Consider the following 1002-nt stretch of genomic DNA (forward strand, 5'->3'; position numbering starts at 1 on the left):
TCCCAGGCCGCGCCTCTCTCCAGAATCGCCCCCGGCGACCCGTTGATGATCCCGCTGCCGTTGATCTGGATGTACGACCCGCCTGCACCGAGCCAGACTTCCTTTGCCGCCGTCAGCACAATCCTGCCGTCGGTGCTGCTGATCGTGAGGTCCTTGAGTGCCGCCAATGCCATCTGGTCGCTTTGCGCCTGGATGTCTACCCGGCCTTTGGCCGCGATCAGCTTCATGCCGAGCTGATAGGCAAACACTCTGAATGCTCCGCGCACCGACGCAAACAGTGAGCGCCCCGACGAGACACTCACATCCCGTCCCGCCGTGATCGCGTGATCGTTCGCACTCGCCATGTGCGTGCTGTCGGCCGCGGTCGTCGCGATGCCCGCTGCACTCGCTACCACGACGTCCGGCCGTGTCATCTCGGGCGACGGGTTGTCCGCCGTCTTCTGCCCGCCCCTGATCGCATCGTTCTGCGTCCTGATGGTATGGGTGGTATCGGTCTGGCCCGAGGCCAGTGTCTGCGCGTGATGTTTCTGCGCGAGCTGTGAAAGCTCCTCATGCTGCTGCCGCGCCTGCGTGAGCCGCGCCACCGTCTCGCCCATGTCCTTCACCGGCGCATTCGCACCCGCGCGCGCTTCCGTCGTCAGTAACATGCCTCTGTTAGCGCGCATCACCGCATGCGCGTCGGTGGCCACCTCGATCCCCTCACCCCGCGCCTCGGTACGCCCCTTCGTACCGTCAATGCGCGTGTTGAACCCCGCCACAAACCGCGAATTCGCCTGGTCGCTCGCAAGCTGCGCCTGCATCCTGCCGGGCGTATCGTCCATCGCGAGGTGGTTGGAGCGCAGACCGTATTCGAGGCTCTTACTCCGGATGCCGCTCAGTGCCGCATTGGCCGGCAGCTCCCACGGCGGCATGTTGAATCTGTCCACCACGAATCCCGCAACAACAGGCCGGTCCGGATCGCCGTGTACGTGCGCGACCAGCACCATCTGACCGGCGCGGCCG

1 protein-coding gene is annotated in these 1002 nt (G+C 65.5%); it reads right to left on the reverse strand.

The features are described from left to right. On the reverse strand, positions 1-1002 hold a 1002-nt coding region (locus J2W46_RS34325), incomplete at both ends, for a DUF2345 domain-containing protein (protein ID WP_310360475.1).

It is taken from the genome of Paraburkholderia strydomiana (assembly GCF_031456815.1).
GTDB classification, from domain to species: domain Bacteria; phylum Pseudomonadota; class Gammaproteobacteria; order Burkholderiales; family Burkholderiaceae; genus Paraburkholderia; species Paraburkholderia caledonica.